The organism is Streptomyces flavidovirens DSM 40150, from assembly GCF_000429085.1.
GTDB classification, from domain to species: Bacteria; Actinomycetota; Actinomycetes; order Streptomycetales; family Streptomycetaceae; genus Streptomyces; species Streptomyces flavidovirens.
Map to the genome: position 1 here is coordinate 342,905 of NZ_AUBE01000006.1, position 22,601 is coordinate 365,505.

Annotated in this window: 24 protein-coding genes; 5 read left to right on the forward strand and 19 right to left on the reverse strand. The window is 70.4% G+C overall.

All coding sequences use genetic code 11. The features are described from left to right. From G412_RS0112795 to mqnC, 8 genes are all read right to left on the reverse strand, one after another. A complete protein-coding gene (locus tag G412_RS0112795) occupies positions 1-873 on the reverse strand; it encodes a hypothetical protein (RefSeq protein ID WP_028812447.1) in 873 nt (290 codons plus the stop codon). 280 nt (positions 874-1,153) lie between these two features. Then, positions 1,154-2,437, reverse strand: coding sequence for a geranylgeranyl reductase family protein (locus G412_RS0112800; RefSeq protein ID WP_028812448.1), 1,284 nt, complete (start codon positions 2,435-2,437; stop codon positions 1,154-1,156). Between the two features lie 109 nt (positions 2,438-2,546). Next, a complete protein-coding gene (locus G412_RS0112805) occupies positions 2,547-3,485 on the reverse strand; it encodes a zinc ribbon domain-containing protein (protein WP_028812449.1) in 939 nt (312 codons plus the stop codon). 96 nt (positions 3,486-3,581) lie between these two features. Beyond that, entirely contained in the window at positions 3,582-4,442 is an 861-nt protein-coding gene (locus G412_RS0112810; protein WP_028812450.1) for an alpha/beta fold hydrolase, read from the reverse strand. Positions 4,443-4,477: 35 nt separating this feature from the next. Continuing rightward, positions 4,478-5,389: a glutaminase gene (locus G412_RS0112815; RefSeq protein ID WP_028812451.1), complete on the reverse strand. Its 912-nt coding sequence runs from the start codon at positions 5,387-5,389 to the stop codon at positions 4,478-4,480. A gap of 10 nt (positions 5,390-5,399) precedes the next feature. Further along, entirely contained in the window at positions 5,400-6,095 is a 696-nt protein-coding gene (locus G412_RS0112820) for a demethylmenaquinone methyltransferase (protein ID WP_028812452.1), read from the reverse strand. 84 nt (positions 6,096-6,179) lie between these two features. After that, complete coding sequence (locus G412_RS0112825) at positions 6,180-6,776, reverse strand: hypothetical protein (RefSeq protein ID WP_028812453.1); 597 nt, start codon at positions 6,774-6,776, stop codon at positions 6,180-6,182. Between the two features lie 58 nt (positions 6,777-6,834). Beyond that, positions 6,835-8,031 carry a cyclic dehypoxanthinyl futalosine synthase gene (gene mqnC, locus G412_RS0112830; protein ID WP_028812454.1) on the reverse strand — a complete coding sequence of 399 codons (1,197 nt, stop codon included), beginning with the start codon at positions 8,029-8,031 and terminating at the stop codon, positions 6,835-6,837. Between the two features lie 127 nt (positions 8,032-8,158). On the opposite strand from mqnC, the gene G412_RS0112835 reads away from it, so the two are divergent. Together G412_RS0112835 and G412_RS0112840 are read left to right on the forward strand one after the other, a co-directional pair. Next, complete coding sequence (locus G412_RS0112835; protein ID WP_028812455.1) at positions 8,159-8,407, forward strand: hypothetical protein; 249 nt, start codon at positions 8,159-8,161, stop codon at positions 8,405-8,407. Further along, positions 8,404-8,808, forward strand: coding sequence for a PIN domain-containing protein (locus G412_RS0112840; RefSeq protein WP_028812456.1), 405 nt, complete (start codon positions 8,404-8,406; stop codon positions 8,806-8,808). The genes G412_RS0112835 and G412_RS0112840 overlap by 4 nt, the downstream gene beginning before the upstream one ends. 59 nt (positions 8,809-8,867) lie before the next feature. On the opposite strand, the gene G412_RS0112845 is transcribed toward G412_RS0112840, so the two are convergent. Both G412_RS0112845 and G412_RS0112850 read right to left on the reverse strand, forming a co-directional pair. Further along, the gene (locus G412_RS0112845; RefSeq protein WP_028812457.1) at positions 8,868-10,511 is read right to left on the reverse strand and encodes a serine/threonine-protein kinase; all 1,644 of its coding nucleotides are present in this window, start codon (positions 10,509-10,511) and stop codon (positions 8,868-8,870) included. A gap of 79 nt (positions 10,512-10,590) precedes the next feature. Then, positions 10,591-11,454: a menaquinone biosynthetic enzyme MqnA/MqnD family protein gene (locus G412_RS0112850; protein ID WP_028812458.1), complete on the reverse strand. Its 864-nt coding sequence runs from the start codon at positions 11,452-11,454 to the stop codon at positions 10,591-10,593. Between the two features lie 283 nt (positions 11,455-11,737). Between G412_RS0112850 and G412_RS0112855 the strand changes: the two genes are divergently transcribed. Beyond that, positions 11,738-11,941, forward strand: coding sequence for a cold-shock protein (locus tag G412_RS0112855; protein WP_003984261.1), 204 nt, complete (start codon positions 11,738-11,740; stop codon positions 11,939-11,941). Between the two features lie 100 nt (positions 11,942-12,041). On the opposite strand, the gene G412_RS0112860 is transcribed toward G412_RS0112855, so the two are convergent. Then, entirely contained in the window at positions 12,042-13,790 is a 1,749-nt protein-coding gene (locus G412_RS0112860) for an AMP-dependent synthetase/ligase (protein ID WP_028812459.1), read from the reverse strand. Between the two features lie 118 nt (positions 13,791-13,908). Here G412_RS0112860 and G412_RS34185 point away from each other — a divergent pair, with 118 nt between their 5' ends. Both G412_RS34185 and G412_RS0112870 read left to right on the forward strand, forming a co-directional pair. Then, complete coding sequence (locus G412_RS34185) at positions 13,909-15,039, forward strand: AraC family transcriptional regulator (protein ID WP_078606932.1); 1,131 nt, start codon at positions 13,909-13,911, stop codon at positions 15,037-15,039. A gap of 86 nt (positions 15,040-15,125) precedes the next feature. Beyond that, positions 15,126-16,307 carry a lipase family protein gene (locus G412_RS0112870; protein WP_051338306.1) on the forward strand — a complete coding sequence of 394 codons (1,182 nt, stop codon included), beginning with the start codon at positions 15,126-15,128 and terminating at the stop codon, positions 16,305-16,307. 66 nt (positions 16,308-16,373) lie between these two features. Here the strand turns inward: G412_RS0112870 and G412_RS0112875 are convergent, their stop codons facing one another. From G412_RS0112875 to G412_RS0112910, 8 genes are all read right to left on the reverse strand, one after another. Further along, positions 16,374-16,586 carry a hypothetical protein gene (locus G412_RS0112875; RefSeq protein ID WP_157839086.1) on the reverse strand — a complete coding sequence of 71 codons (213 nt, stop codon included), beginning with the start codon at positions 16,584-16,586 and terminating at the stop codon, positions 16,374-16,376. Positions 16,587-16,595: 9 nt separating this feature from the next. Continuing rightward, positions 16,596-17,222, reverse strand: coding sequence for a TetR/AcrR family transcriptional regulator (locus G412_RS0112880; protein WP_037648691.1), 627 nt, complete (start codon positions 17,220-17,222; stop codon positions 16,596-16,598). Between the two features lie 180 nt (positions 17,223-17,402). Beyond that, positions 17,403-18,764, reverse strand: a complete 1,362-nt coding sequence (locus G412_RS0112885) for a dicarboxylate/amino acid:cation symporter (RefSeq protein ID WP_028812463.1) — start codon at positions 18,762-18,764, stop codon at positions 17,403-17,405. Positions 18,765-19,159: 395 nt separating this feature from the next. Continuing rightward, positions 19,160-19,414 (reverse strand): DUF4229 domain-containing protein, encoded by a 255-nt coding sequence (locus G412_RS0112890; RefSeq protein WP_051338320.1) that lies wholly within the window; start codon positions 19,412-19,414, stop codon positions 19,160-19,162. Between the two features lie 119 nt (positions 19,415-19,533). Then, positions 19,534-20,058 carry a GNAT family N-acetyltransferase gene (locus G412_RS0112895; RefSeq protein WP_028812465.1) on the reverse strand — a complete coding sequence of 175 codons (525 nt, stop codon included), beginning with the start codon at positions 20,056-20,058 and terminating at the stop codon, positions 19,534-19,536. A 19-nt stretch (positions 20,059-20,077) separates the two neighbouring features. Then, positions 20,078-20,731: a UdgX family uracil-DNA binding protein gene (locus G412_RS0112900; RefSeq protein WP_028812466.1), complete on the reverse strand. Its 654-nt coding sequence runs from the start codon at positions 20,729-20,731 to the stop codon at positions 20,078-20,080. Positions 20,732-20,807: 76 nt separating this feature from the next. Next, on the reverse strand, positions 20,808-21,971 hold the full coding sequence (gene mqnE / locus G412_RS0112905; RefSeq protein WP_028812467.1) for an aminofutalosine synthase MqnE: 1,164 nt from the start codon (positions 21,969-21,971) through the stop codon (positions 20,808-20,810). A gap of 88 nt (positions 21,972-22,059) precedes the next feature. Continuing rightward, complete coding sequence (locus G412_RS0112910; RefSeq protein ID WP_028812468.1) at positions 22,060-22,512, reverse strand: Lrp/AsnC family transcriptional regulator; 453 nt, start codon at positions 22,510-22,512, stop codon at positions 22,060-22,062. Between the last annotated feature and the right edge of the window lie 89 nt (positions 22,513-22,601).

The window sequence follows — 22,601 nt, forward strand, 5'->3', positions numbered from 1 at the left end:
TCATCGCTCCGGCCGGAATTTGTGCGTACGGACGGTGTCCCGCAGCCGAGCCGCCTTGCCGCGTACGACGTCCGCCGGGAGGCGGTCGTCGTCCGGGCGTACGTACGGCTCACTGCGGCAGACGCGGCACAGACCACCCGCCAGGGATTCCGGCGTACCGGGGGCATGGCAGTCGGTGCACTCCATGACGTACCGGCCCTGGACGGGCGCCGGAAGCGCGGGCGGCAGCCGGTCGATCAGCCGGTTCTGTACGAAGCCGAAGGGGTGCCGTACGGGGTCGGGCAGCATCGTCGCGACGGCCCGCACGAGCTGCGCCTCGGTGGCCCCCCGCCGGAACCAGTCCCCGGCGAGGTCGGCCAGCGCATCGCATTCCACGCCGGACAGGCCGAGCTGGGGATGCTGGTGCACGAGCCGGGCGAGCGCGTCGCGCCCGCGCGCCGAGGCCTCCTGCGCGGGCGCGGGGTCGGCCAGTCCGGTCTGCGGAACATCGCCACCAAGGAAGGCGGCCCACCAGGCGTCGGGACGAGCGGTACGCGTGAAGAACGTCCGGTACACCCACCGCGCCCCTTCGGCGTCCAGCACTTCCCGGCGTACGCGCCGCAGGTGCCCGGCCTCGGAAAGCCTGCGCAGTACGGTGCCGACGGCGCACTGCCCGAAGCCTTCCAGCTCCCTGGCCAGCGCCTTGATGGAGATGTCGGCGCCGTCGGGCAGCCGGTCGATGTAACCGGCGATCGCCGCTTCACGCTTGGGCAAGTGTGCGAAATCCCCCGCACGGCGCGGCTCCTGGTCGGGCGCGGACCGTTTCCCGAACCCGGGCTTGGCCATCGGGTGGGCGGGCGCGTGCAGGGCGGGACTAAGCTGCTGAACAGCCATGAGATCGCTCCACGATCTTGTTGGTCAGACCCCTGTGTGGTGCTGCTAACACCGCATGGGGGTCGTTTCGTTGTGGCGCACGCTACACGGCAACAGCACTGCGTGGCGACCCGACCACAAAAAGTCATCACCGCTGCTACGCCGACCAGTTGGCGCGCCGCACGCGGGTTGGGTGGGAAGGATCCCCACCCCCCATTCCTAGCAAAAGCCGCTCGAACCTCGCCCCCCGAAGCTCAAGCACCAGGTGCTGCTCTGCTCTACGGCTGTCGACGCGGGTGTGTCAGGAATTCGGGGCGACCTTTGCCAGGCCGTTGATGATGCGGTCCATCGCGTCGCCGCCTGTCGGGTCGGTCAGGTTGGCCAGCATCTTCAGGGTGAACTTCATCAGCACCGGGTGCGTCAGGCCGCGCTGGGTGGCGAGCTTCATGACCTTCGGGTTGCCGATGAGCTTCACGAAGGCGCGGCCCATCGTGTAGTAGCCGCCGTACGTCTCCTTGAGGATCTTCGGGTAGGCGTGGAGGGCGAGTTCGCGCTGGGCCGGGGTCGCGCGGGCGTGGGCCTGGACGATGACGTCGGCGGCGATCTGGCCCGACTCCATGGCGTACGCGATGCCCTCGCCGTTGAACGGGTTCACCATGCCGCCCGCGTCGCCGACCAGCAGCAGGCCCTTGGTGTAGTGCGGCTGGCGGTTGAAGGCCATCGGGAGCGCGGCGCCGCGGATCGGCATCGTCATGTTGTCCGGGGTGTAGCCCCAGTCCTCCGGCATCGACGCGCACCAGGCCTTGAGGACCTCGCGCCAGTCCAGTTCCTTGAACGCCTTGGAGGAGTTCAGGATGCCGAGGCCGACGTTCGACGTGCCGTCGCCCATGCCGAAGATCCAGCCGTAACCGGGGAGCAGGCGGTCCTGCGGGCCCCTGCGGTCCCACAGCTCCAGCCAGGACTCCAGGTAGTCGTCGTCGTGGCGCGGGGAGGTGAAGTACGTGCGTACCGCTACGCCCATCGGGCGGTCCTCGCGGCGGTGCAGACCCATGGCGAGGGAGAGGCGGGTGGAGTTGCCGTCGGCCGCGACGACCAGCGGGGCGTGGAAGGTGACCGGGGTCTTCTCCTCGCCCAGCTTGGCGTTGACGCCGGTGATCCGGCCCGTACGGGGGTCGGTGATCGGCTCGCCTACGTTGCAGCGCTCGTGCAGGCGGGCACCGGCCTTCTGGGCCTGGCGGGCGAGCTGCTCGTCGAAGTCGTCGCGCTTGCGGACGAGTCCGTAGTCGGGGTACGAGGCCAAGTCCGGCCAGTCGAGCTGGAGGCGTACGCCGCCGCCGATGATGCGCAGGCCCTTGTTGCGGAGCCAGCCCGCCTCTTCGGAGATGTCGATGCCCATCGAGACCAGCTGCTTGGTGGCGCGGGGCGTCAGGCCGTCGCCGCAGACCTTCTCGCGCGGGAACGCGGTCTTTTCGAGGAGCAGGACGTCGAGTCCGGCCTTCGCCAGGTAGTAGGCGGTGGTGGAGCCGGCGGGTCCGGCCCCGACGACGATCACATCTGCGGTGTGCTCGGAGAGGGGCTCGGTCACGGCGGGATCTCCCGTAAGACTCGACATCGCGTGCCTTGGGGGCACAGGTCAGGGGCAGTCTATTGGGGGGCGCGGAGCGGTCCTCGGAAGGGTGGCCGGGGGAGGGTGGTCAGTAGAGGGTCCAGGTGGACAGCGCGGTGTCGAAGGTCTTGCGGGAGTACTGCCAGTCCCGGTCCCGGCCCTTGGTGTAGATCGAGTAGTCGGTGCCGTTCGGCGCGATGTAGCCCTGGTCGATGGCGTGGAGGGTCTCGCCCGTCTGCTTGTCCGTGAACGTGTACTCCCAGATCGCGCCCGGGCGGCCCTGGAAGGTGTTCCGTTCCAGGCGCAGGCGCCGGAAGTCCTTCTGGTTGACCCTGGCCTTCTTCTCGATGCTGAGGAAGTTGTCGTACGAGGAGGCGTACGGGGGGTTGGGGACGACGCCGATGAGCAGGTGCTCCATGCCGGTGGAGCCGGAGTAGGTGATCTGGCCGGAGACAGCTTTCGTACGGGACCAGAGCTCGGGCACGGCGAGGGAGAAGCCGGCGGGGTCGGTCACCGTGCGGAAGCCGGCGGGGGCGTCAGGGGTTGGTGGACCTGGCAGGTCTGATGGGCTTTGTGGGGCTACCGGTGTGGTCTCCGGGATCTGCTGGGGCGGGGCCGTGGGCGCGGCCGTCGATGGCGCTGATGGTGTCGACTCGGTCGGGTGGTCGCTCGTGGTCACGACGGGCTTGTCGTTCTGCGACCGGGCCGGGGCGGTGCCGCCGCCGTCGTCGCTGAGCAGCAGCACACCGGCGGTCGCGCCGCCGCCGATGAGGAAGGCGGCGGTGAGTGTGGCCGCCCAGACGCGGGCGGGGTTCTTACGTGCAGGCGGAGGCCGGGGTCCAGGCGCGGGCACGGGCGCGAGGTGCACGGGGGGCGGCGGGTTGACGGGGGTGGCCGTCGCCGTCTCCATCGCTTCCAGGGGTACGGGTGGGACGTACTGCGGCTGCGGTCGTTCGTGCCCGCACCTCAGGCAGTAGCGGGCGTCGTCGGAGACCTCGGTCCCGCAGTGCGGGCAGTGCGGCGGCATGGACCCATCTTGCCCGGCGGGCGGGGCGCGTCAACCGGCTTCCGGGAAGCGGGGGTTGCGGCGCCGGCCGGGGTGCGGCCGGGGAGCCCTTCCTGGTCAGCTGCCGAAGAAATCACCCAGGGACGTGGCGAGCGCGTCCGGGGCCTCTTCGGCCACGTGATGTCCGGAGTCGATTCCGTGGCCGCGCACGTCGGGTGCCCAGTGCTGCCAGATCTTCAGCGGGTCACCGTAGAGGTCTTCGAGGTCGTCCTGGAGCGACCACAGGATCAGTGCGGGGCAGTTGATCCGCTCGCCGGCCCTCCGGTTGGCTTCTTCGTGGCGCTTGTCGACGGTCAGACCGGCTCGGTAGTCCTCCAGCATCGCGCGCACCACGTCGGGGTTTCTGGTGGCCTCGCGCCATTCGTCGTAGTTCTCCTGCCCCATGCTCTGCGGATCGCCGCGGTACCAGCTGTCCGGGTCGGCGTTGATGACCCGCTCGGGAATGTCCGGCTGGGCGAAGAAGAACCAGTGCCACCATCGCGTCGCGAACTCCCCGGTGATACGGGACAGGTGCTCGCTGATGGGCAGGCAGTCGATCAGCGCCACACGGGACACCGAGTCGGGGTGATCGAGGACGAGGCGCAGCGCCACGGCTCCTCCTCGGTCGTGCCCGGCGAGCAGGAAGCGGTCATGGCCGAGGGAGCGCATCACCGCCAGCATGTCCTGGGCGACCGCGCGTTTGGAATGGGCGGTGTGATCGGCTGTGGGTGCCGGGCCACGAGAGCGGCCGTATCCCCGCAGGTCGGGGCAGACGACCGTGAAGCCTCGCTCGACCAGCCGCGGGGCGACGCGGTGCCAGGTCGCGGAGGTCCTGGGGTGGCCGTGCAGCAACAGCACCGGCGGGCCCTCTCCGCCGTAACGGACGAAGATGCTCGCGTCCCGCACCTGAACCAGCTTGGATTCGAAGTCTTCGAACATCACCCCAGCGTCTCGCACCCCGTGCCGGGAGGGGGCTAGAACACCGACAAACCCGTCAGCGTCGTGAAGCGGTCCAGGGCCGCCACGCCCGTCACCGAGTTGCCGCGCTCGTCCAGGCCCGGGCTCCACACGCACAGCGTGCACCGCCCCGGTACGACCGCCACGATTCCGCCGCCCACGCCGCTCTTGCCCGGCAGCCCGACCCGGTGGGCGAATTCGCCGGCCGCGTCGTACGTACCGCACGTCAGCATCACCGCGTTGATCTGCTTCGCCTCGCTGCGCGTCAGCAGCCGGGAGTCGTCCGCGCGCAGCCCGTGGCGGGCGAGGAAGCGCGCCGCCAGGGCGAGGTCCGCGCAGCTCATCTCGATCGCGCACTGCCAGAAGTAGTGGTCGAGGAGTGTGGGGACGGGGTTGGTGATGTTGCCGTACGACGCCATGAAGTGGGCCAGGGCCGCGTTGCGGTCGCCGTGCGCGGATTCCGACTCCGCGACCTCCGGGTCGAAGGCCAGGCCGGGGTTGCCGGATTCCTGGCGGAGGAAGTCGAGGAGTTCGCTGCTCGCGTCGCCGGTCAGGGTCTGGAGGCGGTCGGTGACGACGAGCGCGCCGGCGTTGATGAACGGATTGCGCGGGATGCCGTTCTCATACTCGAGCTGGACCAGGGAGTTGAAGGGGTTGCCGGACGGCTCGCGGCCGACGTGCTCCCACAGGGAGTCGCCGCCCGTCGCCAGGACCAGCGCCAGCGTGAAGACCTTGGTGATCGACTGGGTGGAGAAGGGGCGCTGCCAGTCCCCGACTCCGTACACCTTGCCGTCCACATCCGCGATGGCCATGCCGAAGTGGCGCGGGTCGACGGCGGCGAGCGCCGGGATGTACTCGGCGGGTCTGCCGCTGCCGGCCTGCGGCGCCACGTCCCGCGCGATCCGCTCCAGGACCGACTGGTAGTCCACGGGTGGCTCTCTACTGCGGCTTCGTGCCGCGGTGCAGTGCTACGACGCCACCCGTCAGGTTGCGCCAGGCCACCTTCGACCAGCCTGCCCGCTGGAGCCGGGTCGCCAGTGCCGCCTGGTCGGGCCACGCGCGGATGGACTCGGCGAGGTAGACGTACGCGTCCGGGTTGCTGGAGACGGCCCGCGCGACCGGCGGCAGCGCGCGCATCAGGTACTCGGTGTAGACGGTGCGGAACGGGGCCCACGTCGGGTGCGAGAACTCGCAGATCACGACCCGGCCGCCGGGCTTGGTGACCCGGTACAGCTCACGCAGCGCCGCGTCCGTGTCCTGCACGTTGCGCAGGCCGAACGAGATCGTCACCGCGTCGAACACGTCGTCGCGGAACGGCAGCTTCGTCGCGTCACCGGCGGTCAGCGGCAGGTGCGGGTGGCGCTTCTTGCCCTCGCGCAGCATGCCGAGCGAGAAGTCGCAGGGGACGACGTACGCACCGGTGGCGGCGAAGGGAAGGGAGGAGGTGGCCGTACCCGCCGCGAGGTCGAGGACCTTCTGCGCGGGGCGCGCGTTCACGGCCTTGGCGACCTCCTTGCGCCACACCCGGTCCTGGCCGAGCGAGAGGACGTCGTTGGTGAGGTCGTAGTTCGCCGCCACGTCGTCGAACATCGACGCGACTTCGTGCGGCTGCTTGTTCAGGGATGCGCGGGTCATGCTCCGTATTCAAGCAGTACGTCCCGAAGCCGGGATCAGCGGAATCCACCCTCGACCCGCCCCGTGATCACACCGGCTCCGCGCTCATACCCGCCCGCGGTACACCAGCCGTCCGTCCAGGGCGGTGACCAGGCACGGCCCGTCACCCTTCTCCCCCGCGAATACGGCGAAGTCCGCGACGCCGGAGGGGGTGAGCACGCGTGGCCGCGCCGTGACCGGGGCGTCCGGCGTGCTCTCGTACCACCGGATGCCGGACCGCTCGACGGCCGTGCGCACCTCGGGCCGGGTGAACGGCCCGGCGAGCACGGTCGTGCCGCGCGCCAGCAGCCGCTGCACGCCGCGCCGGGCGCTGGCGCCCCACCGCGCGGCGGTCATGTCGAGCGCGTCCAGGGCGGCGCCGGTCAGGGGCTCGGTGCCGAGGGCGCCGGCCTCGCGGGGGTCGGGCCAGTAGGCGGCGTCGAGGAGCGCGGCGGCGTCCGGCTCGTACCGGCCGGGCGTCAGCAGCCCGGCCCACTCGCGGACGCGGGCCCGGTCGCCGTACGCGGCGTACAGCTCCTCGTACGGGCCGATGGCGGCGAAGCGCCGGCCGTCCACGACGACCGCGTGCCCGGTGTCCGTCCGCTCCTCGTCGGGATGATCCGCGAAGGGACGGACGCCGAGCACCCGGTGAATCGTCAGCACGAGGCTCCTAGTTGGGGCTGGTTGGTGCTGGTCGGCGCCAGTTGGAGGCTAGTTGGTGCTAGTTGGTGCTGAGGATCTTCAGCTCGGGGTGCGCGGTGCCGCCCTCGATGGCCGTCGACGAGAGGTGGGAGACCACGTGGTCGTGGACCGGGTCGTTCGCCGGGTCGTCGTGCACGACGATGTGCTCGTACGTCGTCGCGCGCTGCGCGGGCACGCGCCCCGCCTTGCGGATGAGATCGATGATCTCCATCCGGTTCGAGCGGTGCTTGGCCCCGGCGGACGAGACGACGTTCTCCTCCAGCATGATCGACCCCAGGTCGTCCGCGCCGTAGTGCAGCGACAACTGGCCGACCTCCTTGCCGACCGTCAGCCAGGAGCCCTGGATGTGCGCGACGTTGTCGAGGAAGAGGCGGGCGACGGCGATGAGACGCAGGTACTCGAAGAGCGTGGCCTGCGTACGGCCCTTCAGCGCGTTGTTCTGCGGCTGGTAGGTGTACGGGATGAAGGCGCGGAAGCCGCCCGTCCGGTCCTGTACGTCGCGGATCATCCGCAGGTGCTCGATGCGCTCGGCGTTGGTCTCACCCGTACCCATGAGCATCGTCGACGTCGACTCGACCCCCAGCCGGTGCGCCAGCTCCATGATCTCCAGCCAGCGCTCGCCGGACTCCTTGAGCGGCGCGATGGCCTTGCGCGGCCGCTCGGGCAGCAGCTCGGCGCCGGCACCGGCGAAGGAGTCGAGACCGGCGGCGTGGATACGGCGGATGGCTTCCTCGGCGCTCACGCCCGAGATGCGGGCCATGTGCTCGACCTCGGAGGCACCGAGGGAGTGGATGACGAGCTGGGGGTACGCCGCCTTGATCGCGGCGAAGTGCTCCTCGTAGTACTCGACGCCGTAGTCCGGGTGGTGTCCGCCCTGGAACATGATCTGCGTACCGCCGAGCTCGACGGTCTCCGCGCAGCGGCGCAGGATGTCGTCGAGGTCGCGGGTCCACACCTTGTCGCTCTTGGGCGCGGCGTAGAAGGCACAGAACTTGCACGCGGTGACGCACGAGTTCGTGTAGTTGATGTTCCGCTCGATGATGTACGTCGCGATGTGCTCCGTACCGGCGTAGCGGCGGCGGCGCACGGCGTCGGCGGCCTGGCCGAGAGCGTGCAGCGGCGCGTGGCGGTAGAGCTCCAGCGCCTCTTCCGGGGTGATCCGCCCACCCTCAGCGGCGCGGTCGAGGACGGCTGTGAGGTCGGCCTTCTCAGTCACCGGAGTTGTCCCTTTCGGCAGGGTGTGGACGGACCGGCCCAGCCTACGCCAGCCCCTCGGGTGAGCTTCGGGCACCCGGTTGACGTACAGGTGGCGACCGGGTCGCGCATCACCGTACGCTCGCCGTATGGCCGACACAGCACGCGTCACCATCACGCTCCCTGCCGCTCAGGTTGAAGCGCTCAAACAGATCACCGACAACGTCTCCGGTTACGTCGCGGACGCGGTCGCCCGGCGGCTCCGCGGCGAGCTGATCGACCAGGAGCTGGAACGCCATCAGGAGGAGCACGGCGAGTTCACCGAGGAGGAACTTGCCAAGGCTCGCGCCGAGATCTACGGCAAAGCCCTTCCCGAAGCGGGGTCGGTTGCCGCGTGACCGAAAGTTACTTCCGGACGATCGTGCTCGACAGCGAAGGCCTCTCTGGCTGGCTCGCCGACGATCGCCGGATCAGCACCATGATCAAGGTGTTCCGAGAGGCGGAGGCTGATCTCGTGATCAGCGCCGCCACCATCATCGAAGCCAGCCATGGCAAGACCAACACGGCAAGACTCAACTGGTTGCTGTCCCGCATCGGGATTCAACCCGTCACCGAGCAGGCATCCCGAGCAGCAGCCAAGCTCCTCAAGGACACAAACCTGCACGGCCACAAGTACGCCATCGACGCGATGGTCGCCGAAGTGGCCCTGCGCCAGCCGGGACCGGTCGCCATGCTGACCTCGGACACCGACGACATGCGCAAGCTCTGCGGACGCGCCGTACACCTGGTCGGCATCTGACCGGCGCCCGGTCCGCCGCGTCGGACCGGGCGCCGGTCCGCCGGCAGCGGGGGCCGCTGTCAGCGGCCCAGCCGGCGCAGTGAGCCGGCCGGGTTCCCGGTGCCCGCGCCCTTGGCCCTGACGGTCAGCGTGCCGTCCTTCTCCAGCGTGTACGTGACCTGAACGGTGCCGCTCGCGCAGCCCGGCGTGGAGGGGCGGGCGGGGTCGGCGCGGTCGGTGATGCGGAGCCGGTTCGCCGTGGCGGAGTCCAGTTCGCCCAGGCCGTTGCACCGGAGCGGGCCGAAGGTGTTCGTCGTACGGGCCACGGCGTCGCCCGGCACCCCTGCGCTGATCTTGACGGAGTACTGGCTGGCCACACCGCCCGCCGTGACGCTTCCCTCCCACGTGCCGGTGAAGGCCTTGGGCACACCGGGCGGCGTGGCGGGCGCCGCGTCGTAACCGCCGCCTTCGTCGCCGGTGTCGGTGTTGTCACCGCCCAGTCCGCTCAGGTAGACGGAGCCGCCCACCGTCGCGACCGCCAGCGCGCCCGCGACGGCGAGGACCACCGTGCAGCTCCTGCGGCGGCCGCACCCCCGGTCGCCGGGGGTGTTCTCGGTGGTCAGCGAGAGCGAGAGGCGGCCCGCCGGATCGGTGGCCATCGCGGTCGCGTCCCCGCGCGGCTCCGGTACGACGGGCACAGGCGCAGGCACGGGCACGGGCCCGGCGGCCCCGCTGCCGAACAGCGCCGGCGGCGGCCCGAACGCGCCCACCGCCGGGCTGCTGAACGGCACAGGCCCCGACAACCCCGGCGGCGCCGAAGCCGGTTCCAGGTCGAGCAGCCGCACCGCCGCCCGGCCGGCCCGCTCGACCAGCGGACCCGGCAGCCACCCCGCCGCCACCAGCCGCGCGGCCCCGCCCGGCGCCAGCCGCCGCGCCACCTCGCCGGGGGACGGCCGGTCCGCCGCCTCCTTCGCGAGGCACGCGGCGACCACCTCGCGCAACTCGCCGTCCAGCGCGTCCAGCCCGTCCAGCCGCGGCTCCTCGTGCACCACCTTGTAGAGCAGTGCCGCCGAGGAGTCGCCGGGGAACGGCGCCTCGCCCAGCGCGGCGTACGCCAGCACCGCACCCAGCGAGAAGACGTCGGCCGCCCCCGTCACGTCCTTGCTGAGGATCTGCTCGGGCGACATGTAGCCGGGCGAGCCGATGGACACGCCGGTGGAGGTGAGCGACGTGGTGCCGTCGGTGGCGCGCGCGATGCCGAAGTCGATCAGCCGGGGCCCGTCGAGCGTCAGCATGACGTTCGACGGCTTGACGTCCCGGTGTACGAGACCGAGCCCGTGCACCGCCGTCAGCGCCTCCGCGAGCCCCGCACCCAGTGCCCGTACCGCGTACGCGGGCAGCGGCCCGGCGTCGGCGACGGCCTCGGTCAGCGTCGGCCCGGCGACGTACCCGGTGGCCACCCACGGCACGGTGGCGTCCGGGTCCGCGTCCAGCACGGGCGCCGTCCAGTCCCCGCCCACCCGCCGGGCCGCCGCCACCTCGCGCCGGAAGCGGGCCCGGAACTCGTCGTCGAGCGCGTAGTGCGGGTGCGCGACCTTGACCGCGACCGTACGGCCGCCCGCGCTGCGCCCGAGATAGACGCGGCCCATGCCGCCCGCCCCGAGCCTGCCGAGGATCCGGTACGCGCCGACGGTCTGCGGGTCCCCCGCGTCGAGCGGCTGCATGGCCTCGTCCTCCCCCGTACTGCCCACTGTCGGCTCCGCCCGGTGCTCGCGGTCGCCAGCAGCCTAGGGGGCGCCCCGCTCAGCCGAGCAGCTCGACGGTGACATCGGCCGGAAACCCGGTGGTCGGGCCGGTCCTGCGGGCGAATTCCCGTACGCCCGCAAGCTGCTCGGGGCCGAAGCGGAAGTCCAGCGTCGTGAAGTAGCGCTCCAGCAGCTCCGCGTCGAAGACCTCCCAGCGCGCTGCCTGCTCGGCAACCTTGCCGACCTCTTCCAGGGACAGATCGCGGGAGGTCAGGAACGCCTCGTGCGCCTTCTTCACGACGCCCGGCTCCCGCGCGAGGTAGTCCTTGCGCGTCGCCCACACCGCGAAGACGAACGGCAGGCCCGTCCACTGCTTCCACATCTGTCCCAGGTCGTGGACCTCAAGACCGAGCCGCGGCGCGTCGTGCAGCGCGGCCCGCAGCGCCGCGTCGCCGATCAGCACGGCCGCATCCGCCTCCTGCATCATCACCCCGAGGTCGGGCGGACACGTGTAGTAGTCGGGCCGTACGCCGTACTGCTCGGCGAGCAGCAACTGCGCCAGGCGCACCGACGTACGCGAGGTCGAACCGAGCGCGACCCGCGCCTTGTCGAGCTGCTCCAGTGGCACCTGGGACACGATCACGCAGGACATGACGGGCCCGTCGCAGCCGACCGCGAGGTCGGGGAAGGCGACGAGATCGTCGGCGTTGCGCAGGAACTCGACGAGGGTGACGGGCGCGATGTCGAGATCGCCGCGCACCAGTTGCTCGCTCAGCCGCTCAGGGGTGTCCTTCGACAGCTCGAAGTCGAGAAGCGCTCCGGTACGGGCCAGCCCCCAGTAAAGAGGCAGGCAGTTCAGGAACTGGATGTGGCCGACACGTGGCCGGCTGCGACGGTGGTCGACAGCAGTTGAATTGTCCACATCGCGAGGCTAGACCCGTCCGTGACCGGGGCCGACGCCGGGGCGGCCAGGGCGAATCGGTGACCTCGGAAAGGCCTGCGGATGGACGCCGTCAAACTTCCGGGTGACGTGATCTTTCCCTCTTCCACTCTCCTCAAAGTGCGTGCTACGCTCGCCGCAAGTTGCAGTTTGGTTTCCCTTGCAGTACAGAGCCTGCGGAGCATGTGACCCGCAGGCTTTTGTAGTTTTCAGACTTCTTTGCAGGTTCTGGAGCAGGGCAACCCTTTGGCCCATAGGAGGGCTTATGGCTACCGGAACCGTCAAGTGGTTCAACGCTGAAAAGGGCTTCGGCTTCATCGCCCAGGACGGCGGCGGCCCGGATGTCTTCGTCCACTACTCCGCGATCAACGCGTCTGGTTTCCGCTCGCTCGAGGAGAACCAGCAGGTGAACTTCGACGTCACGCAGGGCCCCAAGGGCCCGCAGGCGGAGAACGTCACCCCGGTCTAGTTGCCCGGGCCGACTGATCGCGGTCGGAATACGCAGTACCAAGGAGCCCCGTTCCGTCAGGAACGGGGCTCCTGCCTGTGGTGGGCGGCGGGTACCCCGCTCACCCCGTGCCGGTGCCGGTCGCGTACAGCGCCTCTATCTCGGCGGCGTACCGCTCGGCGACCGCCCGCCGCCGGACCTTCAGCGTCGGCGTGAGCACGCCGGCGTCCACTGTGAAGTCTTCGTCGAGCACGGCGAAGGCGCGGATCCGCGCCGGACGGGAGACCCGCGCGTTCGCCGCGTCGACCGCCTCCTGGACCACGGCGCGCAGCGCCTCGCGGTCCCCCGGGTCGCGGCCTTCGCGGGCCGCCCAGCCGGCGACCTCCTGGGCGTCGAGGGTGACGAGCGCGACGGGGTACGGACGGCGGTCGCCCACCATCACCACGTGTGACACGAGCGCGGACTGCTGCTGGACGGCCTGTTCGACCGTGGTCGGAGTGAGGTTCTTCCCCGCCGACGTGATGATCAGGTCCTTCTTGCGGCCGGTGATCGTGAGGTAGCCGTCACCGTCCAGCGCCCCGAGGTCCCCGGTGTGCAGCCAGCCGTCCGCGTCGACCGTCTCGCGCGTCGCCGCCTCGTTCGCGTGGTAGCCGGGGAAGACCATCGGCCCGCGCGCCAGCACCTCGCCGTCCTCCGCGATGCGCACCTCGCAGCCCGCGACCGGCCGGCCGACCGTCCCGTACCGGACCGCACCCGGATGATTGAGCGAGATGACGCCGCCCGACTCGGTCATCCCGTACCCCTCGAAGACCTGGATGCCGCAGGCGCGCAGGAAGTCCATCGTCCGCGGGGCGATCGGGGCCGCGCCGGTCAGCGCCCATCGCAGCCGCCCTCCGAAGATGGCCCTGACCAGGCTGTAGAGACGCTGGTCGGCCTCTTCGTACGCGGCTGTCAGCTCGTCCGGCAGCCGCCCCTCCGCCGCCAGCACCCCAATCCGTACCGCCTCCTCGAACCGCTCGCGTCCGCCCTCCCGCGCCTCGGCCAGCGACAGGACCGTCGCGTGCACCTTCTCGAAGAGCCGGGGCACGGACGGCAGATGCGTCGGCTTCACCTCGGCCAGCTCGCTCACCACGTCCTCGATCCGGCCGCCGAAGTAGCAGAGTTCGCCGCCGCGCAGGAGGGTCGTGAACTGGATGAGCTGGGCGAGCAGGTGGGCGAGCGGCAGGTAGAGGTACGTGCGGTCGCCCGGCCCGCCGCCGATCAGGTCCAGGTTGGCTTCGAGTACGGCCCCGAGGTTGCCGTGGGTGAGGTGGCAGCCCTTGGGGAGCCCGGTGGTCCCCGACGTGTAGACGATCGCCGCGAGGTCGCCGTCCCCGACGTCGGCGGCCCGTGCCGCCAGTTGGCCGGGGGGCGCGGGGGGCGTGAGGGGTGCGGCTGGTCCGGTGGGCGGGCGGAGCTCGTCCAGCAGGAGGACGTGGCGCACGTCCGGGGTCTTCGCGCGCACGCCCGTCACCCGGGCGGCCCGCTCGGCGTTCTCGCAGATCACGACCGTGGCACCGGAGTCCCCTAGCACCCAGGCCAGCTCCTCGTCGCCCGCCGTGGGGTAGACGGGGACGACGACCGCGCCCACGGCGAGCACGGCGAAGTGCGCGTACGTCCACTCGACGCGGGTCTCGGAGAGGATCGCCACGCGGTCCCCCGCCCGGACTCCCGTGCCGGGCCCGGCCAGCTCCCCGGCGATCGCGCGGACCGTGTCGCGCAGTTCGGCGTATGAGACGGGCGGCATCCCCTTCGCCCGCAACGCCGGATGGTCGCCGTACCGGTCCCCCGCCCAGGCGGTGAACACCGCGAGTGTGCCGGGCCGCCTCATACGAGCTGCTCGATTCGCCTCATGCGTCCGACGGTAGGTACGGCACGGGGCCACGGGGGATGACGGGAAACGTCACCGGCACTGACCGGGCCGCTCATCCCGGTTACCGTCGTTGACTATGGCGACCACGGCTGCGGGAGCGGTTTCGGCGGCGGGGACGGTGACCACGGCGAAGACTACGATCACCGTGCACCATGTACGGGCCGTACTGCGCGGCGCCGAACGCCGAGGCATCGACACCGTGCCGCTGCTCCAGGCGGGCAACATCCCGCCCCTACTGCTCGGCGACGACCGGGCGCGCGTCACGGCCGCGCAGTTCGCAGGCCTCTTCCGCGCGGTGTACCGGGCGACGCGGGACGAGTTCCTGGGGCTGGCGTCCGCACCGAGCAGACCCGGCACATTCGCGATGATGTGCTACGCCGCGCTGGGCTGCCGGGACCTGGGCGCGGCGGTCGAACGCGGGACGGCGTTCTACCGGCTGTTCCCCGGCGGCCCGGACCTCGCGCTGGAACACGGGGGCGGGGGGCCCGGGGCGGCGTTCAGCATCCGCAGTGCTCCGGACCGCGACGAGGACCGGTTCCTCAGCGAGTGCCTGCTGATCATCTGGCACCGGTTGTGCAGCTGGCTGATAGGGCGGCGCATCCCCCTGCGGTGGGCGGAGTTCCACTACCCGCCGCCGCCGCACAAGGACGAGTACGACATCCTCTTCGGCTGCCCCGTCCGCTTCGGTGCCGAGCGCACGGCCGCCGGCTTCGACGCCCACTGGCTCGCCGCGCCGCTCGTACGGGACGAGGCGCAGCTGCGTGTGATGCTCGGCCGCGCCCCCTTCGAACTCCTCAGCCGCCGCGAGTACGGCACGACAGTGGCCGAGCAGGTCCGCCACACCCTGGCGCAGTCCCTGCGCGCGTCGCACCGGCTGCCCTCCCTCGGCGAGACGGCGGCGCGGCTCGCGGTGAGCCCGGCGACGCTGCGCCGCCGCCTCCAGCGGGAGTTGACGTCCTTCCAGCAGCTCAAGGACGCGGTGCGGCGGGACGCGGCGATCGCGGGCCTGACGGAGGGCCGCGAACCGATCGCGGAACTGGCCGCGCGGCTCGGCTTCTCCGAGGACACGTCGTTCCACCGCGCGTTCCGCCGCTGGACGGGGACCACACCGGCGGCCTATCGGGTGGGGGCGGTTGTGGAATCGGTACCCCGACCCCGGTCCCTGCTTCGCCCCTGCGTCGTTGACATGCGCGGTCAGCAAAGCTGAGCTTCCCGGTCAGCTCCGTACCTACCGGTCAGTCTCTACCGTCTCGGCAACGACCCCAGCCCCCGTAGGAACGTTGGGAGAGCCGCATGAGTCACACGAGCCGCGCCCACATCCCCGCTCGACGCAGACTGGCCGCCGTCATCACCTTGGCAGCCGCTCTCGCCCTCAGCACCACCACCTCCACCGCCGCCCCCACCGCCACCCCCGGTGACATCGTCACCTCCACCCCCACGTCCTTCCATCCCCTCCCCAACCAGCCCACGCACACCAACGCCTGGCACCTCACCTACCGCTCCACCACCGCCAAGGGCGCCCCCAACGTCGTATCCGGCACCCTCATCGTCCCCAAGGACGCGCGCACCGGGCCGCGCCCGCTGGTCACGTACGCCGTCGGTACCGTCGGGCTCGCCGACCAGTGCGCGCCGAGCGCCGGGTTCCCCAAGGGCACCACCGTCGAGGCCAACCTCATCAACCAGGCCGTCCAACGCGGCTGGGCCGTCGCCGTCACCGACTACGAAGGGCTCGGCACCCCGGGCGACCACACCTACACCGTCGGGCGCGCCGAGGGGCACGCCGTCCTCGACGCGGCACGCGCCGCCCTCCGCCACCCGGAGGCCGGCCGGAGCGGTCTGAGCGACCAATCACCCATCGGCATCATGGGGTACTCGCAGGGCGGCCAGGCATCGAGCTGGGCCGCCGAACTGCACGACTCGTACGCCCCTGAGCTCAACGTCAAGGGCACGGCGACCGGCGGCGTACCGGCCGACCTGCTGGAGGTCGCCGACTTCAACGACGGCAACATCGGCGCCGGCCTGATCCTGATGGCCGCCACCGGCCAGCACGCGGCGTTCCCCGAGCTGGAGCTCGACAGGTACCTCAACGCCAAGGGCCGCGCCTACGTCGACTTCATGAAGAAGAACTGCGTGGCCGTCGACACCGTCGCGGGCCTCTTCCAGCGCATCTCCGACGTGACTGTCACCAACCCGCTCGACCAGCCCGACTGGCAGCAGCGGCTCACCGAGTCGAACGTCGGCACCCACGCCCCCGACCACCCCGTCTACCTCTACCACGGCGGGCTCGACGAGCTGATCCCGTACTCCGTCGGCAGGCAGCTGCGCGCCGACTGGTGCGACAGGGGCGCGAATGTCCAGTGGCGCTCGCATCCCCTGCTCGGGCACATCGGCGCGGTGACCGTGGGCGCGTTCCCGGCGATGGACTGGCTGGGCGAACGGTTCACCGGCAGGCCGGCCCGGGGCAACTGCTCGTAACACCCCTTCCGGAGGGGGCGGCCCCCAGCGGGCTCCCCCTCCGCTCACTGTCGCCACCACTCGCCCTCACCGCCCGTACAGCCCCCGCATCTCTCCCCCGAAGTCCCGTACGATCGCCGCCCGCCACAGCTTGAGCGACGGCGTCAGGTAGCCGTTCTCCTCCGTGAACTCGACCGGGTCCTGCTGCCCGCGACCGTCACCTACGCGGCGGCGGGTGACGCCTTCCAGGTGCGCGGCCAGGACGGCCGGATCCACCTCACGGGCACGCGGTCGGCCCACCGGCCGGGCTCACCCCCGGAGTGAGGGCGGCGCCCACCGCTGCCCGTTCATGAGGTTCTCCAGGCCCGCCCAGGCGAAGTTCATCAGCGTCGCGGCCGTCTCCTTCGCCGAGACGCCCGGCGTCCCGTTCCCCCACCCCGCGAGCGACTCGGCGGCCCCCACCAGCGCATGGGCCAGCCCGGCCACTTCCCGCTCGGCCAGTTCCGTGTCGCAGTCCGCCTCGCGCGCCGCCGCCCCGATCAGGTACGTCACGAAGCCGATGATCTCCGCACGCATCGCGGCGACCTCGGCGGCGAACGGCTCCCCGTGCGTACGGGCCTGGTTGTGCAGCACCGCCCAGCCGTCCGGGTTCCGCGCGGCGTGCGTGAAGAACGCCCTCAGCCCGGCCCACAACTGACGATCGGCAGGCACTCCGGGCTCCCCCCCTGCCCGTACCGCTTCGACAAGCGCGCTCGCCTCGCGCCGGATGCAGGCCGTGAACAGCTCTTCCTTGGAGTGCAGGTACAGATAGACGAGCGGCTTCGACACCCCGGCCAGCTCGGCTATCTCGTCCATCGACGCGGCGCGGTACCCCCGCTGTCCGAAGGTCTGCACGGCCGCGTCCATCATCTGCCGCTCGCGCACGGCACGCGGCATCCGCTTGCCCTTCACAGCACCATCCACATCCCGGTCCTCCCGCCCCACGGCCACCTCACCGCATACCGCGACCTACTCTCCGGTAAGCGTACGGCGCCCCCTCGCCCCAAACCCGAAGTGCCCCTGAACGCAAGGCATCCAGGGGCACTTCAGCGGGTCAGCGGTAACAGCGCTGCCTGGTCACGCGGTGACCGGCACAGCGACCTTCTCCTCGGCGTCACGCACACCGTCACGCACGTCGTCGTACTCGTCGACCGGCGAGGACGAGGCCGAGTTGTACGCGTCGTGGTCGAGGATCTGCTCGCGGGCCGCGACGACGACCGGCACCAGAGCCTGACCCGCGACGTTCGTGGCGGTCCGCATCATGTCCAGGATCGGGTCGATCGCCATCAGCAGGCCCACGCCCTCCAGCGGCAGCCCCAGCGTCGAGAGGGTCAGCGTCAGCATGACCGTCGCGCCCGTCAGACCGGCGGTGGCCGCCGAGCCGATGACCGAGACGAAGGCGATCAGCAGGTAGTCCTGGATGTCGAGCTGTACGTCGAAGATCTGCGCGATGAAGATCGCCGCGAGCGCCGGGTAGATCGCGGCGCAGCCGTCCATCTTGGTCGTCGCGCCGAACGGCACGGCGAACGACGCGTACTCCTTCGGCACGCCAAGGCGCTCGGTGACCCGCTGGGTGACCGGCATGGTGCCGACCGAGGAGCGGGAGACGAAGGCGAGCTGGATGGCCGGCCAGGCGCCCTTGAAGAACTGGACCGGGTTGACCTTGGCGACCGTCGCGAGCAGCAGCGGGTAGACGCCGAACAGCACGATGGCGCAGCCGATGTAGACGTCCGCGGTGAAGGTCGCGTACTTGCTGATCAGCTCCCAGCCGTAGTCGGCGATGGCGAAGCCGATGAGGCCGACCGTACCGATGGGCGCGAGGCGGATGACCCACCACAGGGCCTTCTGGAGCAGTTCCAGGACCGCGTTGCTGAGCTTGAGGATCGGCTCGGCCTTTTCGCCGAGCTGGAGCGCGGCGATACCGGCGACGGCGGCCATGAAGACGATCTGGAGCACGTTCAGTTCGGTGAACGGCGTGATGACGTCGGTCGGCACGATGCCGGTCAGGAAGTCGCTCCAGGAGCCGGAGCCCTCGGGCTTCTTGCCGTCCTTGGGAGTGAGGCCCGTACCGGCGCCCGGGTTGGTGATCAGGCCGATCGCGAGGCCGATGGCGACCGCGATCAGTGACGTGATCATGAACCAGAGCAGCGTGCGGGAGGCCAGCCGGGCGGCGTTGTTGACCTTGCGGAGGTTGGTGATCGACACCAGGATCGCGAAGAAGACGAGCGGCGCGACGGCCAGCTTCAGCAGTTGGACGAAGATGCCGCCGACCTGCTCCAGCGTCGCCTTGAGCCAGCTGATGTCCTGGCTGCGGGCGAGCCAGCCGAGGAGGACACCGAGGATCAGACCGGTGATGATCTGGGCCCAGAAGGGGAACTTGTCGGATATCCGGAAGCGGGTCTTCTGCTTCTCGGGCGCGGTCGCGGAGTTCGCGGACACGGACACACTCCGTTGATTACGTATCGGCATACGGGACGGGGGTGCGGCGGCCGTGAGCTGCACGTGGCGTGGCGTGCTGGAGCTGTGGGCGGTCGCCGCTGCGTGATGTCGCTTCTGATGTCAGATGTGGCGGCGACAGGCCGCGGACATGCAGCGGCAGAGATCGACATGGAGGCGCGCCACCAGCACGAGCGGGACGCTCGGGTCAGGGGAGTGCGCGGCTGCTGTCGTCATGCGGAGAACGTTAACACTTGTACTTTGAGAACATCAAAGCTCTTCTTTGGGTCAGCACACCTCGGCGCCCGCCGGGAATACGCCAACACCCCAGCCCCGGACGGGTGTCCGGGACCGGGGTGTCGGTGAGGCCGCTGAGTGTGACGTACCTTACGCCGCCCCTACTGGGTCAGGCCGTCCTCCTGGCTGCGGTTGGAATCCAGCCTGGCCTTCGCGCTGTCCACGCGCTCGGCGATCCGCTCGGACATCGCGTCGCGCTGCTTGCGCAGCAGCACGAAGCTGAGCGGCGCGGAGACGACGATGGCGAGCAGCAGGACCCACAGCAGGTTGGAGTCGCCGAGGCCGGCCGGGAGCACGCCGAAGTGGACCAGGCCCCAGATGACGAAGAAGCAGCCGACGAAGACGCCCAGGCGCATGGCGGTGTAGCGGATCGTTGCGTGCTTGGTGCTCACGGGGGACCTTCTTCTCAACGGCAACCTAAAGGGTCTCTACCAGTCAAGCACAGGCCCCCGGCGAGCTGCCCGGGCCCCCACCCTCAGTGCAGTTCCAGCAGCATGATGATGTCGTCGCGGTCGTCCCCCGGCGCGACCCGGATCGCGCCGGGCACGCGCCCGACCTCCTTGTAGCCGCAGGAGGCGTAGAAGCGGTCGACGCCGGTGCCGCCGCGGCAGGTCAGCCGTATCGCTTCGACGCCCTCGAAGCCGCGTACCGCCGCCTCTGTCGCGGCCATCAGGTCCTGCCCGTATCCCTTGCCCTGATGGGCGGGGTGGACCATGACCGTGTAGAGCCACACCCAGTGCCGCATGAGGCGGTGCGTGTTGTTCGCGATGAAGACCGTCGCGGCGACGGCGCCGGCCTCGTCGTAGCCGACGAGCAGCCGGGTGCGGCCGTCGTTCATGGCGGCGAGGTGCTTGGTCCACTCGGGCCTGATGTCGTCGGCGGTCACCGGTGGTACGAAACCGACGGCGCCGCCCGCGTTGGAGACGTCCGCCCACAGGGCGAGGACGCCGTCGCGCAGGCTGGGGCCGATCCGCGGATCGAGTTCGAAGGTCAGCGGCATGCGTTCGACGATAAACGGATCAGCCGAGCGCCTGCGCCGCTATCCGCAGATCGGACACCAGGCCCTCGTAGGCCGCCTCGCGGTCGTCGGCGCGCAGGACCGCGGAGGGGTGGATGGTGGCGACCACGCTCTCGCCGCGCCCTTCGAAGGGGAGCAGCATCCCGCGCTGCTTGGTCACCCGGAAGGAGGGGCCGAGCAGCGCCTTCCCGGCGGTCGCGCCCAGTACGACGATGATCTCGGGGTCGACGACCCGCAGTTCGGCGTCGAGCCAGGGCTTGCAGGCGGTCATCTCGCGCAGGTTGGGCGTCTTGTGGATGCGTCGCTTGCCGCGTTCGGCGACGATCTCGAACTTGAAGTGCTTGACGGCGTTGGTGACGTACGTGTCGTCCGGGTCGATGCCGGCTTCGTCCAGGGCCCGTGTCAGCACCTTGCCGGCGGGGCCGACGAACGGCCGGCCCTGCCGGTCCTCCTGGTCGCCGGGCTGCTCACCGAGCAGCAGGACCCGGGCGTGCGCGTTGCCGGCGCCGAAGACGGTCTGCGTGGCGTCGCGGTGCAGCGGGCAGCCGCGGCAGCCGGCCGCGGCCTCGCGGAGGCCGGGGAGTCCGGCCCGGCCGGAGGGGAGGAAGGGTTCGGCCGTGTACGCGTCCTCGGGCGACTCGCTTGGGCTTGCCATGCGGCGCGGGTACCCCCTGGCGCCGCCGGTCACACCGCGAACCGCCAGCAAACGCCCATAAGCCACCCGTACGGCGTCAGATCCGCATCGCCTGTGGCGACTCGCGGCGGTCCGCCTCCGGCCCCGGGTACTCGCGGATGATCTCGTACCGGGTGTTGCGCTCCACCGGGCGGAATCCCGCGTCCCGGATCAGCTCCAGAAGGTCCTCGCGGCCGAGCTTGTTCGGCGTGCCGTAGTTGTCCGCGTCGTGCGTGATCTTGTACTCGACGACCGAGCCGTCCATGTCGTCCGCGCCGTGCTGGAGCGCGAGCTGCGAGGTCTGCACGCCGTGCATGACCCAGAAGACCTTGACGTGCGGCACGTTGTCGAAGAGCAGCCGCGACACCGCGAACGTCTTCAGCACATCCACGCCGCTCGCCATCGTCGTACGGGCCTGAAGACGGTTGCGGATCTTGCCGTCCTTCATGTCCTCGAAGTCGTGCTGGTAGCGCAGCGGGATGAAGACCTGGAAGCCGCCGGTCTCGTCCTGGAGCTCGCGCAGCCGCAGCACGTGGTCCACGCGGTGGCGCGGCTCCTCGATGTGCCCGTACAGCATGGTCGAAGGGGTCTTGAGGCCCTTCTCGTGCGCGAGGCGGTGGATGCGCGACCAGTCCTCCCAATGAGTCCTGTGGTCGACGATGTGCTGGCGGACCTCCCAGTCGAAGATCTCGGCGCCGCCGCCGGTCAGGGACTCCAGACCGGCCTCGATGAGCTCGTCGAGGATCTCGGAGGCCGACATGCCCGACACAATCTCGAAGTGGTGGATCTCGGTCGCCGTGAACGCCTTCAGCGAGACGTTCGGCAGCGCCTTCTTCAACTCGCTCAGAGAACGCGGGTAGTAACGCCACGGGAGGCTGGGGTGGAGGCCGTTGACGATGTGCAGCTCGGTGAGGTTCTCGTTCTCCATCGCCTTGGCGAGCTTGACAGCTTCCTCGATGCGCATCGTGTACGCGTCCTTCTCGCCCGGCTTGCGCTGGAACGAGCAGTACGCGCACGACGCGGTGCACACGTTCGTCATGTTGAGGTGACGGTTGACGTTGAAGTGGACGACGTCGCCGTTCTTGCGCGTACGCACCTCATGGGCGAGGCCGCCCAGCCAGGCCAGGTCGTCGGACTCGTAGAGGGCGATGCCGTCCTCGCGGGTCAGCCGCTCCCCGCCCCGGACCTTCTGCTCCAGCTCGCGCTTCAGCCCCGCGTCCATGTACGGCCGCCTCCCATATGTCTACGTAAAACAGGCTCCGCCCAAGGTACGCCACCCCTCGTTTCCGGGGGGCGACCCCCCAGCCCCCCTACTCCTCGGGCAGTTCCCCGACCCGGTTCTCCCACTTCGTGGAGAGCACGATCGTCGTCCGCGTCCGCGACACGCCCCGCGTCCCGGACAGCCGCCGGATCGTCTTCTCCAGGCCGTCGACGTCCCCCGCGCGGATCTTGAGCATGTACGAGTCGTCGCCGGCGATGAACCAGCAGTCCTCGATCTCCGCCAGATCGCGCAGCCTGCGCGCCACGTCCTCGTGGTCCGCCGCGTCCGAGAGCGAGATTCCGATCAGCGCGGTGACGCCGAGACCGAGCGACTTGGCGTCGACCGTGGCGCGGTAGCCGGTGATCACACCCGCTGCCTCAAGACGGTTGATGCGATCGGTGACGCTGGGGCCCGAGAGGCCGACGAGCCGGCCGAGTTCGGCGTACGAGGCCCTGCCGTTCTCCCTGAGGGCCTGGATGAGCTGCCTGTCCACGGCGTCCATATGCCTGAAGCCTTCCATTATTCAGCAATACCGCGAGTTTACGTAGGTAATCTAAGGCGCGCAGGGCTCAACGCCCCGCAAATCTTTCA